This window comes from Microvirga aerilata (assembly GCF_016743775.1).
In the GTDB taxonomy this organism is placed as follows: Bacteria; Pseudomonadota; Alphaproteobacteria; order Rhizobiales; family Beijerinckiaceae; genus Microvirga; species Microvirga aerilata.
The window spans coordinates 19,509-32,829 of record NZ_JAEQMY010000023.1; the positions used below are offsets into that span (position 1 = coordinate 19,509).

At 59.0% G+C, this 13,321-nt stretch carries 12 protein-coding genes and 1 pseudogene; 4 read left to right on the top strand and 9 right to left on the bottom strand.

Features of this window, described 5'->3' with window-relative positions; all coding sequences use genetic code 11:
• The first annotated feature begins 15 nt into the window (after positions 1–15).
• The 4 genes from JKG68_RS16185 to JKG68_RS16200 are packed head-to-tail and all read left to right on the top strand — an operon-like array spanning position 16 to position 4,468.
• Entirely contained in the window at positions 16–948 is a 933-nt protein-coding gene (locus tag JKG68_RS16185; RefSeq protein WP_202061432.1) for an ABC transporter permease, read from the top strand.
• Complete coding sequence (locus tag JKG68_RS16190; protein ID WP_202061434.1) at positions 945–1,832, top strand: ABC transporter permease; 888 nt, start codon at positions 945–947, stop codon at positions 1,830–1,832. The genes JKG68_RS16185 and JKG68_RS16190 overlap by 4 nt, the downstream gene beginning before the upstream one ends.
• A gap of 17 nt (positions 1,833–1,849) precedes the next feature.
• Entirely contained in the window at positions 1,850–2,578 is a 729-nt protein-coding gene (locus JKG68_RS16195) for a GntR family transcriptional regulator (protein ID WP_202061436.1), read from the top strand.
• Between the two features lie 27 nt (positions 2,579–2,605).
• Positions 2,606–4,468, top strand: a complete 1,863-nt coding sequence (locus tag JKG68_RS16200; RefSeq protein ID WP_202061438.1) for an ABC transporter ATP-binding protein — start codon at positions 2,606–2,608, stop codon at positions 4,466–4,468.
• Between the two features lie 286 nt (positions 4,469–4,754).
• Here the strand turns inward: JKG68_RS16200 and JKG68_RS16205 are convergent.
• From JKG68_RS16205 to JKG68_RS16245, 9 genes and pseudogenes are all read right to left on the bottom strand, one after another.
• Positions 4,755–5,438 (bottom strand): annotated as a pseudogene (locus JKG68_RS16205) (IS110 family RNA-guided transposase); the annotation flags it as partial.
• Positions 5,439–5,634: 196 nt separating this feature from the next.
• Positions 5,635–6,417, bottom strand: a complete 783-nt coding sequence (locus JKG68_RS16210; RefSeq protein WP_202061440.1) for an SDR family oxidoreductase — start codon at positions 6,415–6,417, stop codon at positions 5,635–5,637.
• 18 nt (positions 6,418–6,435) lie between these two features.
• Positions 6,436–6,969, bottom strand: coding sequence for a 2,4'-dihydroxyacetophenone dioxygenase family protein (locus tag JKG68_RS16215; RefSeq protein ID WP_202061442.1), 534 nt, complete (start codon positions 6,967–6,969; stop codon positions 6,436–6,438).
• Between the two features lie 29 nt (positions 6,970–6,998).
• Complete coding sequence (locus JKG68_RS16220) at positions 6,999–7,745, bottom strand: SDR family NAD(P)-dependent oxidoreductase (protein ID WP_202061444.1); 747 nt, start codon at positions 7,743–7,745, stop codon at positions 6,999–7,001.
• Positions 7,746–7,833: 88 nt separating this feature from the next.
• Positions 7,834–8,913, bottom strand: a complete 1,080-nt coding sequence (locus tag JKG68_RS16225) for an Ldh family oxidoreductase (protein ID WP_312890822.1) — start codon at positions 8,911–8,913, stop codon at positions 7,834–7,836.
• A 19-nt stretch (positions 8,914–8,932) separates the two neighbouring features.
• On the bottom strand, positions 8,933–10,429 hold the full coding sequence (locus tag JKG68_RS16230) for a tripartite tricarboxylate transporter permease (protein WP_202061446.1): 1,497 nt from the start codon (positions 10,427–10,429) through the stop codon (positions 8,933–8,935).
• A 9-nt stretch (positions 10,430–10,438) separates the two neighbouring features.
• Entirely contained in the window at positions 10,439–10,909 is a 471-nt protein-coding gene (locus tag JKG68_RS16235; protein WP_202061448.1) for a tripartite tricarboxylate transporter TctB family protein, read from the bottom strand.
• Between the two features lie 74 nt (positions 10,910–10,983).
• The gene (locus tag JKG68_RS16240; protein ID WP_246515503.1) at positions 10,984–11,976 is read right to left on the bottom strand and encodes a Bug family tripartite tricarboxylate transporter substrate binding protein; all 993 of its coding nucleotides are present in this window, start codon (positions 11,974–11,976) and stop codon (positions 10,984–10,986) included.
• A 129-nt stretch (positions 11,977–12,105) separates the two neighbouring features.
• Positions 12,106–13,176, bottom strand: coding sequence for an ABC transporter substrate-binding protein (locus tag JKG68_RS16245; RefSeq protein WP_246515505.1), 1,071 nt, complete (start codon positions 13,174–13,176; stop codon positions 12,106–12,108).
• Positions 13,177–13,321: the final 145 nt, after the last annotated feature.

The window sequence follows — 13,321 nt, forward strand, 5'->3', positions numbered from 1 at the left end:
AGGTGAGACAATACAATGCTATTCAATCGTGTTGTGGATTCGGCCATCACGATCATCATGGTGGTAAGCCTCGTTTTCGTTGCCATGCGCATCTTGCCTGGCGATCCCGCCGTGGCAGCTCTTGGAGAGTACGCGACCCCCGAACAACTGGCCGCTTTTCGCGCCCGGATGGGTCTCGACGCCCCGCTATGGCTTCAGTACCTGACATTCCTACGCGATATCGTGACCCTCAACTTTGGAACCTCGATGATAACCGGCGAAAGCATTGCCGCGATGCTACTCGCCAATCTCCCTTACACGGTCGAGCTGACGGTTGCCGCGATGCTCGTGGGCATGATCATCGGAGTGCCAATGGGCGTCTTATCCGCGACGAGGCGGGGGTCGGCTGCCGATTACAGCGCGCGTGTCATCGCGCTCGCCGGCTTCTGCGTTCCTGACTTCTTCCTCGGCGCACTGATCCTGATCATTTTCGGGCTGAAGCTCGACTTATTTCCGGTGATGGGCGGAGGCGTCGGTTTTGCCGATCGGATGGAGCATCTGGTCCTGCCGGCCTTGACGCTCGGATTGGTGATGGCGGCCTTCACAAGCCGGCTCACGCGGTCGGCGCTGCTGGAAGTGCTGAGGCGCGACTACATCAGGACCGCGCGTGCGAAGGGCGTTGACGAACACTGGGTCATTTACAAGCACGCCCTTCGTAACGCTCTGATCCCCGTTGTCACCGGGTTCGGCATCTATATCCTCACGATGCTTTCCGGATCGATCGCCATCGAGCTGATTTTTGCCCGGCCGGGTGTCGGTAGCGTGCTGATCAATGGGATCAATTCTCGCGACTATCCCATGGTCCAGGCTGGCCTGCTTGTGTTCGCACTCTTCGTCGTCCTCGTGAACATTGCCATGGATCTGATCTACGTCTTGATCGACCCGAGGCTGAGGAGGGTCTCCAAATGATAGCTGGAAATGAGAGTATAGCGGTAGAAGCTCCCGAGCAGACGCGAGCCGACCGTCTTGGCGCGTGGTCGATACTGGTCAGGAACCCTATTACGGTTGCATGCCTGTTCGTGATCGGCGCCTTCTTCCTGATGGCGATATTTGCCCCTTGGATCGCACCTCGTGATCCAGTGAAGCAGAACTACCTGGCGATGAGCCAAGGCCCAAGCGCGCAATATTGGTTCGGGACCGATCGCTACGGCCGGGACATTCTTTCCCGAACGATCTACGGCGCACGGCCCTCATTGGCGCTCGGAGTCCTTGCGCCGCTTCTTGCGGGCGTGGCAGGGACGATTATCGGGATGCTGGCCGGATACTTCGGTGGCTGGGTGGACCGCGTCGTCAGCAGGATCAGCGACGTTCTGATGGCCTTTCCGTCGCTGTTGCTAGGGATCATGATCTCCGCCGCGCTCGGGCCGGGCTTCACCAATCTGATCGTGGCGATCTCGTTTGCCTTCCTGCCGCGATTTATCAGGGTCGCCCGCGCTTCGACGATGTCGATCATGGCTGAACCCTACATTGATGCGTCCGTCGCCTCCGGTCAGACATGGTTCCGCATACTTCGCAAGCAGATTTTGCCGAACATATCCGGCCCGCTCATCGTCGTGGCAACCCTTTGGGTCGCCACCGCAATACGAATTGAGGCAAGCCTGAGCTTTCTCGGCCTCGGTACGCAGCCACCGGCGGCGAGTTGGGGCAACATCATCCGCGACGGCTTGACGGAAATGCTGGTAAACCCTTCGGCAGTTATCGCGGCGGGATTTGTGGTTACGCTTTGCGTGCTTGCCTTCAACATGGTCGGAGATGCCGTTCGCGACGTTCTCGATCCAGAATCGCGCGACTGAAACCAGATGAGAGCTAAATGGCTACCCTTAACGCAGGCAACGAGCGATCAAGGAATTCAAGAGCCAATTTCGGCATCCCGAATTACGTGCGCGTTGCGTCAGACATAAGGCAAGATATCGTCTACGATCGCCTGTCCGATGGCCAGCGTCTGACAACGATCGAGTTGGCCCAGCACTATGGCCTCAGCCTTGCACCGGTACGCGAAGCCCTCCTGGCCTTGGCAGCCGAAGGACTGGTGGTCATTCATCCCAAACGAGGGGCGGTCGTGTGCGCAGTCACCCCCGCGTTCCTCCGTGACATCTACGAGGTCCGCCTGGGACTGATCCCCTACATTGAGGGGGAACGCGCGGCCCTCGCCACGGATGATGACATCGCTCGCATGGTGGCCGCCGAACAGGAATACGAGCATGCAGTGTCAACCGGGGTGAACGAAGATATCATCCAAAGCAACATCAAATTCCATCAGACGATGGCCACGGTCCGCGTCAACATCCAGGCTGAGCAGATTTTGGCCCGTCATCATCTGCTGACACAGGAGCTGAGGAGACGGTATGGCTTTGTCGGCCCTCACCGCTCCCGGGCCATCGAAGAACACAACAGACTGATTGCCGCCTACAAGCGCGGATCGAAGTCGGATGCAAGGGAAACCAGCCGCATCCACCTGCAAAGCGCGTTCGATGAGCTGCTTGATATCATGCAGCACGCCAGATCCAGTCTGGGCATGCCGCAGCCCGCTGAAGTTTGAATTCGTTCTCTGGGAGGAGACGCAAGGATGACCCAACCGGTCCTATCAGTTTCAAACCTGACGACATCGTTTCTGACAAATGGCGGCTGGAAGTCCGTCGTCCGTAATGTATCGTTTTCAATCGCACCTAAGGAGACGCTGGCGGTTGTCGGTGAGTCCGGGTCCGGCAAGAGCGTCACCGCGCTCTCGATCATGGGGCTCACCCCTCCCGACAGGAGCAGGATAGGAGGAAGCATTAAGCTGGAGTCTACCGAATTACTGAAACTATCCCCAGCACGGATGCGGCACATACGCGGCAACGAAATCGCCATGATCTTTCAAGAGCCGATGACATCGCTCAATCCCGTATTGACGATCGGATCTCAAATATCCGAGGCGCTTACGCTCCATCGGGGCATATCCCAGCGCGAGGCTGAGAGCGAGACCGTTCGACTGCTTGAACGGGTTCGCATCCCCTCCGCACGCACCCGTATCAACGAATACCCGCATGGTTTTTCGGGCGGTATGCGGCAGCGTGTGATGATCGCGATGGCTCTGGCCTGTCGGCCAAAGCTCCTGATCGCCGACGAGCCAACGACCGCGCTCGATGTGACAATACAGGCTCAGATCCTCGATCTTATCAAAACGCTCCAAGAAGAGGAGGGCATGGCCGTTCTCTTCATCACTCACGATATGGGAGTGGTCGCCGAGATTGCCGACAGGACTGTCGTAATGTACGACGGAGAAACGGTAGAAGCAGGCGCGACTGCCGAAATCTTCAGTGATCCGAAGCACGCATACACGCGGTCACTGCTTGCAGCGGTGCCGAAACTTGGTTCCCTCCACGGCATCGATCAGCCGACTCGCTTTCCGACAGTCGATCGCATCACTGGCGTTGCCAAAGAACCTGAGCGGAGGGCAAACACGGTCAACGAAGAAGATAGGCCCGTGCTTGAGGTGAAGAGTCTTGTCGCTCGCTTCGACATGCCGGGCGGCTTTCTACGTGGCCCCAGCGGACGTATTCACGCCGTCGAAAACGTTAGTTTCGATGTCAGACCGGGAGAGACGCTGGCGCTTGTGGGCGAGTCGGGATGCGGAAAGACGACGACCGGGCGTTGTATTATGAGACTTACGACCGCAAAGAGCGGATCCATCCTCTTGAACCAAGCTGACCTGCTCGCTCTTGATGGCCGCGCCTTGCGGGAAAAGCGTAAAGGGATCCAGATGATCTTCCAGGATCCCTATGCCAGCCTCAATCCTCGAATGACTGCTGGCGAAGCCATCGCCGAGCCGATGCTCGTCAACAAGTTGGCAGATTCGGCTGAGGCGTACGCCAAGGTCGGCGAACTCCTGAAACGGGTCGGTCTCCTTCCGGACATGGCGGGACGTTATCCTTACGAGTTTTCGGGCGGTCAACGCCAGCGTATCTGCATCGCTAGGGCGCTTGCCGTTGAGCCTCGGCTCATTGTAGCAGACGAATCGGTTTCGGCCTTGGACGTCTCGGTGAAGGCCCAAGTCGTCAATTTGATGATGGAGCTTCAGGAGCGGCTGAAGCTGTCATACTTATTCATCTCCCACGATATGGGCGTTGTGGAACGCATTAGCCATCGGGTGGCTGTTATGTATCTGGGGGAAATTGTCGAGATTGGGCCACGGGCTGCGATTTTCAACAATCCCCAGCATCCTTACACACGGAAATTGCTGTCGGCAGTGCCAGTAGCGGATCCAACCCAACGGCAACGAAAAAGAAGCATTGCCAATGAGGAGATTGTCAGCCCTCTCAGGCCACTGGACTATGCACCGCCGAAGCGCCGCTACCGTCAGATTTCACCAGGTCATCTGGTAATGGACTCTAACCTAGATCGTGTGGATCTAATGGGGTCGTCTAATCGCGGGCCGTTTTGCAAGTAGTTTTTCACGAGCTTACCGGCTCGACCCTGGTTTCAGGGTCGAGCCGGTACTTAGGGGAACTCAGCCCAAGCGGATTGTGGGCGCGCCAGGGGGGTGTGCCGGGTGCAGGGTCGTCTTCGCGGTCAACAGCAGTCGCCGCATGATGGAGCTTCGCGGGAGGAGCCTTCCTATGTGGACGACGCACTCGGCTGGATCAGCGGTGCATCCCATCAAGCGGAATGGCTCGGCCCACGTCCCGGCAGGGACGTCTCAGCGCGTTCAGAGCCTGAACGCGATCCTCAAACCATCAAGCGGCTGCTCCCACGCTCCTGTCGAAGAAGGTGCCGGTCTTTAGCATCGCATGCATGATAACAGCGAGTTTCCTCGCCACAGCAACGGCAGCGCGCTTGAAGCCGACCCGCTCCCGCAGTTTGAGGCCCCATCGCCGCAGGCTACTCTCGGCCGAGCTGCGGGTCAGGATGACGGTTGCGGCCTCAAACAGGAGCCCCCGCACATGGCGATCGCCCCGGCGGGAGATATGGCCGTCATAGTCGACCTCACCGGATTGGTAACGCCTGGTGGTCAGGCCTAGCCAGGCACCGACCGAGCGGGACCTTTTGAAGTTGTCTGGATCCTCAATGGCGGTCGCAAACGATGTCGCGGTGATTGCCCCGACCCCAGGGATCGACATGAGAATGCGACAGGCCTGGCTTTGGCGAGCGCCAGCCAAGAGCTGACGTCCGAGTTCCGCCGCGCGGATACGCAGGCTGCGCCACGCCTCCAGCATCGGCAATACGATGGCAGCGAGCCCATCCTGGTCGACCAGCAGACTGCGGACATTCGTCTCGAACGTGCTGCCCTTGCCGGCGGGAACAATCAGGCCGAACGTCTTCATGAGGCCGCGGATCTGGTTGGAGAGCTCGGTTGTGATCCGCACCAGCCGCGTGCGGGCCGCCACCAGCGTGCGCGTCAGCATGCTGTCGAAGCCCTTACGTGAGTAGTCAGTTTGCGCCGGTCCATGCCGCTCTGTTTTCCAATCTCCCAAGCGATACACACCTTTCCTTGGCACCTTCCGATTGATCGGAGTAAAGATGGCTCGGATGCCAATTTCACGCCGGAATGCCGGAATTCGTGTGCCTTGCTTAAGAACCGCTCCGAACTCTACGCAAAGGAGGAGTTCCTAGAGCTCAGAATGTGCCAGAATAGGCGCCGCCATCCAATAGCCAGTTCTGACCGGTAATGAAACCGGCATGCGTGCTGCAGAGAAACGCGCAAGCTGCACCAAATTCCTCCGGAGCACCCAAGCGCCTTGCTGGATTGGCCTCGGCCATGATCTTGAGCTGTTGATCAAGCGTCCGGCCGTTTTGCGCAGCCTGCACGGAAGCATTGCTGCGTAGGCGGTCGGTATCGAATGGTCCCGGGAGCAGGTTGTTGATCGTGACACCACGAGCAATCGTCTTTCGCGAAAGGCCTGCAATGAACCCAGTAAGACCCGAACGCGCTCCATTCGAGAGGCCAAGGATATCGATCGGCGCTTTCACCGCACTAGAGGTGATGTTCACAATCCGCCCGTACCCACGCTCCATCATTCCGTCGACAGTTGCCTTGATCAACTCGATAGGGGTGAGCATGTTCGCATCCAGCGCCTTGATCCAGTCCTCCCGGGCCCAGTCCCGAAAGTCGCCCGGAGGTGGGCCACCGGCGTTGTTGATCAGGATGTCGGGTTTTGGGCAGGCCGCGAGAGCCGCCTGACGCCCTTCAGGAGTTGTGATGTCACCAGCAACCGCGGTGACGATGATGTCTGGTGCCGCTTCGCGGATCTCATCGGCCGTCACTTGAAGCCCTGCTTCAGTGCGGGCCGTAATGGTGATGTTCACCCCCTCGCGCGCCAATGCCAGTGCACATCCTTTTCCCAATCCTTTGCTGCCTGCGCACACCAGTGCGCTCTTGCCCCGAATTCCGAGGTCCATGGCACGCTCCTTCACGCTCTACCGAACGAATTGATCGACGTAGTCAGCCCCAAGACCATTGTTGGCATAATGCGCCCGGCATTTCTCGATCCGGGTGAAGACGTCATCGAATCCGGTCGCCTTGCCGTCAGGGTCGACGTAGATCATCGCTCCATTCACCTGAAATAGCGTGATCATCTCCTCAACGTGCGGATCAACGACGAGCGTATGCGTTTCCCCGGGAGCCTCGTAGGCGTAGGATCCCTCGGTTGCGACCCAGTCATGTTCCAGGTAGCGCCATTCCCCCTTCAGCACGAAAGCGTGCACCGGCTGGGGATGGCGGTGGCGCGAGAGCACGCCCGACTTCCGCACGCGCAGCAGGTTCATCCAGTAACCGCGCGAAGCGGCAAGAAGCAGCGGACGGAACCACACGTTTTCCTCTACAGGCACCCAGATCCGCTCGTCCGTCGGGATGGCGTTGGGGATCACGAGTTCTGGCGGGGAGTCCTTTGGTTGCGGATGCTTGTAGGGCACCCACTTGTCATTCACGGGTGTGGTGTCTGGTTTGGACATTGGATCTGCTCCAGTGGGATACGTTAAATTCACATAGTCAGGTAGCCACCGTCGATGACTAGGATGGCACCCGTCACGAAGCGGGCCGCTGGGGAAGCCAGGAAGACCACACCGCCGGCGACTTCCTCGGGGGTGCCCCAGCGACCCATTGGCGTCCGGGACAGAATGGGGCGGCTGCGCTCCGGATCGTCCTGAAGTGCTTGCGTAAGCGGCGTGGCGATCCAGCCGGGCGCAACAGCGTTTACCCGGATGCCATCGGCCGCCCAGGCGGCGGCAAGACTTTTCGTCAGCTGACCGATGCCGCCTTTCGAGGCGCTGTAGGCAGGGACCCGAGGACCGCCAAAGAAGGTGAGCATCGAGGCAACGTTCACGACAGAACCGTGGGCTTCGCGCAGCTTCGATCTCGCAGCCGAGCATACCCGCATGGTCCCGTTCAGGTTGATGTCAATTACGTCAGCAAAGACATCCGGCTCATGCTCGACGTCGCGGCGGATCACCCCTGCTGCGTTGACCAACGCGTGCAAGCGATCCATCGGCTTGAGCAATTTATCGATTGCGGCGGCGTCGCGGACGTCGAGGACCACAAACGAAATGCCTGCATTGCTCTCTTCTTCCGACGCCCGACCTCGCTCGGCGTTTGTCGCGCCGGTTGCAGTAACTTCGGCACCCAAGTCTCGAAAAGCCTTTGCACAGGCAAGCCCGATGCCGCTCGTCCCTCCGGTAACCAGAATGGCTCGGCCTTCAAACAGCAGTGGAGCAAATGCGTCTACGATCATCCTAATTACCGATATTGGAGGCTTCTTGAATGGAGTGGCGCGGGCATGGAGAGCGTGACATCTGCTGCCGGGGCAGACAGCGACCCGATCACTTGCTTTCGGAGCGCTTCACCGGTGACGGCCACCCAACCCCAAGCCGTTCGGACCACGGGGCAAGGGTTTCCTTGATCACCGGATGCAGAGCGACACCCTCGGCCAAAGCGCGCCGCTTGCGAGCGAGAGCGCTATGTCCTGGCATTCTTATCGGGTTCGACGGGTCCCGCGACGGGCCTGAAATACAGGCCTCTACAAGATGATCGACCTCCCGCTGGAAAGCCAAAGTGCCGCCGAATGCAGCCGGATCAAGCACTTGGATGAATACGGAGGCTCCCCACCCATTTGGCGCATCAGCCCGCCCATATCCGCCAAGGCCGCTCGTTAAAGTCTCGATCATCAAAGCAAGGCCGAAGCCTTTGTGGCCAGCCTCGATGCCACCGAGTAGCATCAGGGATCCTGGGGGCTCACCGTCGAGGACCGATGGATCGTCTGTGGCGTCCCCGTGGCCGTCAAGCAGCCAAGGATGCGGAGTGCGCCCACCGCTCTTCTGCAATCGCCGCGCAAGCCCGACTGTCGTGATCGACATCGAAACATCGACCAGGATGGGGTCCCCTCCGGCCGGAATGCCGATGGCCAACGGGTTTGGCGTAAATACCGGCCGTGTGCCCCCATGCGGGGCAACGGCTGCAACAGCCGGATCGGAGCTTTGGATCATGACGATCAGCCCACCCGACGTAATGCGCTCGAGATAGGCCGCAAGACAGGCTATGTGGTGGGAACGGCGGATCACGACCGTCCCGGTACCGAAAACGGCAGCTCTCCGTGCCGCCTCGTCGCAGGCCTGCCGAGTGAGCCAGGGGCCTGGCAGCTTATTCCCGTCCCAAACGGCGGTGGCAGGTCGCTCGTTGAGCACGGTGAATTCACCGGACCGGGTCATCGTGCCGTTGGCTATTTCACCGAGATAGCCTGGGAGCAGAGCAAGACCATGCGTCGTGTGCCCGAGGAGGTCACCTTCGACGAGCACTTCTGCAACCGTTATGGCCTTATCGGGGTCAAGCCCGGCCGCACCGAGGAGAGCCGTAGCATGGGCCCTGAGTTCCGCCGCATTGTACAATTCTGCATGGGAGGTCACGATGCTTCCTTTCCAATCGTCAGTGCCCGGCTGAGTTGATAGGCTTAGGGCGAGTACTCAGCCTCAGGAGCAGTGGCACGGACCATATGAGAACGACAATGATAGCGAGAGTTGCCGCTATGGGTCTGCTCACCAGCGCTGTTAGGTCGCCACCCGAACTGATCATCGTCGTCACGAAATAATTTTCAAGCATCGAGCCCAAGATTACACCGAGGATCGCGGGGGAGCCCGGAAAGCCGGATTCCTCCAGCACGAAGGCAAGAACACCGAAGCCCAGCATCAACCCCACGTCGAAGAGACTGTTGTTTACGGCGTAGCTGCCAACGATGCAGAAGATCAAAATACACGGCATGATGACCTGTCGTGGAACCCGCATAAGCCGGCTGAACAGGCGAATGGCTAGCAGTCCCAAGGGGATCATGATGATGTTGGCGATCACGAACAGTGCGAAAATCGAGTAGATCGATACGGGGTCACTCGTGAAAAGCTGCGGTCCGGGGTTCAAGTTCTTCATGAACAGAACGCCGATAACGATAGCCGTAATCGAGTCGCCAGGGATGCCGAATACGAGTGCCGGAACCCATGCTCCAGCCAATGCCGAGTTGTTCGAGGCGCCGGCCTCCAGCACGCCCTCAACATGGCCCGTGCCGAACTTCTCCTGTTCGCGCGAGTAGCGCCTGCTAATGCCGTAGGACATCCAGGCGGCAATATCCGCTCCGGCCCCGGGAAGTGCCCCAATCAAGGTCCCCAGCATAGAGCCACGAAGGATCTGCACGGGATATTTCAGGAACATGGCTCCAACGCCGCGAAGAATGCTTCCCGAAGGAGTGGCGACTTTGTCCAGGGACCTTGTCCCGCTTGCGGCAAAACGCAGGATCTCCGACAGGGCGAACATGCCGACCATCATTGGAATGAGCGAGACACCGTCGAAAAGAGCAGTCTGTCCGAAGGTAAAACGTGGCGTACCGGCCGGATTGTTGAGACCGACCATTGAAACAAGGAGCCCGAATGACAGGGCGATAATCCCCTTGATCGGATCCGCCGACCCGATGCCGACGGTACACGTAAGCCCGAGAACGACCAGCCAGAAATACTCCACGGACGAGAAGCGCGTGGCGAACTCAGCGAGGATCGGCGCTCCCGCAATCAGAACCGCTGTGCCGAACAGGCCGCCGAAGGCCGAGGACATCAGGCTCGCCCCCAAAGCCAGTTCGGCCTCTCCCCGCCTGGTCATTTGATAGGTTTCGTCGGTGTAAGCCGCCGATGCAGGAGTGCCGGGCATGCGCAGCAGGCAGCCGGGGATATCCCCCGCGAAAATAGCAATCGCTGTTGCCGTGACCATCGTCGCGATGGCTGGAATCGGAGGAAGGAAAAATGTGATCGGCACCAGGAGCGCCGTAGCCATGGTGGCGGTCAATCCGGGCACTGCTCCCATGAAGACGCCAAAGACTGCTGACGCCGCGATGGCGATCAGGGTTGTGGGGTCCGTGATCCGGCTGAGTACATCAAAGAACATCGCTGATCCTTAGACGATCGACTCGAGAAAGCCGCGAGGCAGGGGGACCGCGAGAAGCCGCTCGAAAAGGAAGAAAATCGCGAGCGAGACCAGCACGGAAGCGGAAGTAGCCGTAAGCCAGCGAACGCCAAATACTAGGAACAGTGCAAGCAGGATTATGACCGAGCAGAAAATGAAGCCAAGGCTACCTGATGCCAGCAGGTAGAAAATAACGGAGATCGGAACAAGCAGGAAACCCATAAGCACGCGTGGACGTAACAGGTCCTGCGAGGCGCTGATCCATGTGCGGGGGCCCGAAGCTTTGAGAGAGCGCACGATCAGGGCGACGCTCGCTATCGCCAGAACGATGGATATAATGGTCGGGAAGAGAGCCGGCCCGACCGGCTGCCCCGGTGCAGGTGCGAGTCCTTGCGAACTCAGGAAGGTGGCGATTGCAAGGATCAGGAACCCCAATCCGATTAGGCTGTCGTGGATTTTCATAAAAGGATCCCCATTGGCTCGAACTCGAAACACCGAGCTGCAGCCGAGCCCTCGCCCGGCTGCAGCTCGAGCTGTCACTTGGCCAAGCCTACAGCCTTCAGCGTATCACCCAGGGACTTCTCGTTCTCCGCGAGGAACGTATCGAGATCGCGTCCTTTGGCCCACGAGATACCGAAGCCGCGATCATTCATGAACTTCTTGAACTCCTCGGTGGCCACGATCTTTTCCACGGCGCCGACTAGGCGGTCACGAACGTCGTTCGGTGTCCCTTTCGGAGCCATGATGGCGCGCCACGCACCACCGGTGACCTCGGTTCCAACGGCCTCCTTCGTGGTCGGCACATTTGGAAACGTTGTAAGACGTTGGAGCCCCACAACTGCCAGGGATCGCACTTTGCCTGCGTCGACCAGGGGCTTTGCCTCCGGCAGCGACGATGCGGTGGCATCAACACCTCCTGAGATCATCTCCTGAAGTCCCGGAGCCGCCCCGTTTGACGGAACGAAGGCGACGGTTGCCGGATTGATCCCTTGCTTGAGGAGCAGAAGGCTGAAAGCCGAATGCCATGACCCGCCAAGAGGGCCGCCAGTGGAAATACGGACCCTTTCACCGCTCTTCAGTGCCTGAAGGAGACTCGGCAGGTCCTTGAACTTGGACTCGGCCGGGACATGCACCGCAGCCGGATCGAAATTGTAGAGCGCAATCGGCGTGTAGCTTGCCGTTGGGGTGAGATCCGCAAGGCCCATCGGCTTATAGGATCCCAACTCGGTCGTCGCGATGCCGATGGTGTATCCATTGGGCTCGGCCTGCGCGACCGCGGTGTGGCCAACCAGCCCGTTGCCTCCCGGACGGTTCACCACGTTGAACGGCTGACCAAGCTCCCTTTGAAGCAAGCTAGCCAATATGCGCGCAGTGGCGTCGGTGCCTCCGCCAGCAGCAAAGGGGACGACCACCGTGACAGGGCGTTCCGGCCACGCAGCCGCTGCGCTTGTTACGGCGGTCAGCGCCATGGCGCATCCGGCGAGCACCAGTCTTAGCCTTTTTGCAAGCATTCCTTTGTACGATTTCATGGCGTCTTCTCCTCCTTGTAATTTGCAAGCCGAATGGTCGGCTCGCTTGCTAAATGTCGAATGGGCGAAAGTCCCTTTTCTTGTAGGGGTTCTTATTTGTCCTCGTCGAGAAAGGTTGTCCTATCATTCTCAAGACTTGAACACGTATCCAGGCTTGATTGCGACGTCTGCTGGGATTGGTGGGAGATCTGAGAACAGATCTGGGTGATCCGCCATAACTTTTAGTATGTATGAAGACTCGATATGCTTGTTGACGTCAAATGTCTCCTTCAGGAAGCCAAGACGGTGCAAACGATCTTGCGCACTCCAGAGCGCTCGGTAGTTGTTTGCGGAGAGGCGCCGATCAGCCTGCTGGATGTTGAACTCCATCGCTGCTTCCGCAACCTCTTGCTTGAGGCCAGGGACCCAACGCGTCGCAACCTGTGCGGCCCGCTTCGGGTTCTTTCGCATCCACTGGTCGGCCTCCGAGAGTCCTGCCAGAAACTTGACGATAGTATCCCCGTTCTTGGTCGCCCACTCACGTGTTGCCACGTTGAACCCCAAATACGAGATGACGTCGCCGCCACGCACGATCTCCACTGCGCCCGGTACATCACGCAAAGCAACGATCGGCCAGGGATCCCAGGCAGCGAATGCATCGATACCCTTGGACAGCAGCGCAACTGTCATATCCGGCGGAGGCGTATTGATGAGCGTGACCTCCGCGGGAGTTAGCCCTGCCTTCTCCAGGAGTGCTAGAGCGTAAAGGTGGTTGATTGTGCCGAACGAGGCGGCAATTCTCTTCCCCTTGAGGCTCGACAGATCGCCCTTTCGGATTCCGGACGCCTCACTAGCAATGAGCGCCATAGTAGTGTCCGAGCCGGCCTTTGCGGCATTACCGCTATAGTTTGCGAGAGCTACGAGATCCATCCCACGAAGAACCGCCCCGATCATCGGTACGCCGACCTGAACAATCTGGCTCTCCCCGGCTTGGAGGGCATTCAGCGCGTCGACACCCGTCGCGTACGGACGTACGATTTCAACATCGAGGCCATACTTCTCGAAGAAGCCACGTTCGAGGGCGATCGGTAAGCCAATCTGGTCGATCGCACTGACCATTCCGGCCTTAATCTTAATCATGTCCTGCGCATTTGCGCGGGATGTAGCGAGCGCAACAGTTGCAAGAGCTGCGCCTAACCATTCACGTCTGTTCATCATCATCCTCCCTCTTCCATTGGAGCAACGTCTCGAACCCAATAGGGCCTCGCGACGGCATTAAGATCTTGTTGTCTTACCCCCCGTACTTCGACGGAGTTGCTCTCGGTCCCGGATACCCGGCCGAAGCGCTGCAAGGCCAGCACGTGAA